Below are 1,425 nucleotides of genomic sequence, written 5' to 3' on the forward strand. Positions count from 1 at the left end.
GGCTTCGCGCTCAGTATCGATGCGCGGCTCCGCAGGCTTCGCGCTCAGTATCGAAGCGCGGCTCCGCAGGCTTCGCGCTCAGTCACCCGGGGTGCGGAAGTCCTCCGGCGACACCTCGTCGATGAACTCCCGGAACTCGCGCAGCTGCTCCTCCGGCGCCGCGGTGGAGTCGGTGCCGGTGGAGGTCGGTGCCGGTACCCCGGCACCGGCCGGGTCCTCGGCCTCCGGCGGCAGGAGCTCGTCGACCTGCTGGCCGACCTCGTCGAGCACGTGCTCGGCGATGCCGATCGGGAGCTTCTCGCGGACGGCGATGGACAGCGCGTCGCTCGGCTTGACCTCGATCCGCTCGCCGGCGTCGAACACCAGCTCCGCGGTGTAGACGCCGTCGGTCAGGTCGCTGATCTCGATCCGTTCCAGGGTGTGCCCGAGCCTGTCCAGCACCGGCAGCAGCACGTCCTGGGTCAACGAGGTCGACTCGCCGTCCCGCGGGCCGACGGCGATCACCTCCGCCTGCGCCGGGCGTAGGAAGATCGGGACGCACCGGGTGCCCTCGATCTCCCCGATCAGCAGCACCGGCTGCCGGGACCGAGCGTGCACGATCAACCGCAGGACATGCATCGCAATGCTCACGCCGACCTCGCCTCCAGCTGGTGCTTCGGCGCGAATTCTCCCCGGTCCGGACGGTGACCGGCGTCTCATCGCGAGACGTATCGCCCTGCGGATCGCTCGTCCGGCCGAGCCCCGATGCCGCCTCAGCCCCGTCCGATGAACGGCATCGTCGTCGCGGTGATCGTCAGGAACTGCACGTTGGCCTCGAGCGGCAGGCCTGCCATGTAGAGCACCGCGTCGGCGACGTGGCGGGCGTCGAACGTCGGCTCCGGGCGGGTGCTGCCGTCGGCCTGCTTCGCGCCGGTCGCGATCCCGGCCGTCATGTCGGTGGCCGCGTTGCCGATGTCGATCTGACCGCAGGCGATCCCGAACGGTCGCCCGTCCAGCGACAGCGAGCGGGTCAGGCCGGTGACCGCGTGCTTGGTCGCGGTGTAGGCGGCGCTGCCAGGGCGCGGGGCGTGCGCGGAGATCGACCCGTTGTTGACGATCCGGCCGCCCTGGGGATCCTGCGCGCGCATCGCGGCGAACGCCTCCCGGGCGCACAGGAACGACCCGGTCAGGTTCGTGTCCACCGCCGCTCGCCACTGCGCGACGTCGATCTCGTCCGGCGTCCCCGCCGGTCCGAACGTGCCGGCGTTGTTGACCAGCAGGTCGACCCGGCCCCAGCGCGCGTGCACGGCCGCGAACAGCGCCGCGACCGAGTCCTCGTCGCCGACGTCGGTCGCGACGACGAGCGCGTCCGGGTGCCCGTCCGCGGTCTCGTCCAAGGCCTCGGCCCGCCGCCCGGCCAGCGCCACCCGGTACCCGGCACCGAGC

At 72.3% G+C, this 1,425-nt stretch carries 2 protein-coding genes; both read right to left on the minus strand.

Features of this window, described 5'->3' with window-relative positions:
• Positions 1 to 78: 78 nt before the first annotated feature.
• Positions 79 to 630, minus strand: coding sequence for a bifunctional nuclease family protein (locus I4I78_RS32360; RefSeq protein ID WP_218615309.1), 552 nt, complete (start codon positions 628 to 630; stop codon positions 79 to 81).
• A gap of 122 nt (positions 631 to 752) precedes the next feature.
• Positions 753 to 1,425: SDR family oxidoreductase (locus tag I4I78_RS32365; protein ID WP_218615310.1), on the minus strand; the 673-nt coding region annotated here is incomplete at its 5' end.

It is taken from the genome of Pseudonocardia sp. KRD291 (assembly GCF_019263595.1).
GTDB lineage: Bacteria > Actinomycetota > Actinomycetes > Mycobacteriales > Pseudonocardiaceae > Pseudonocardia.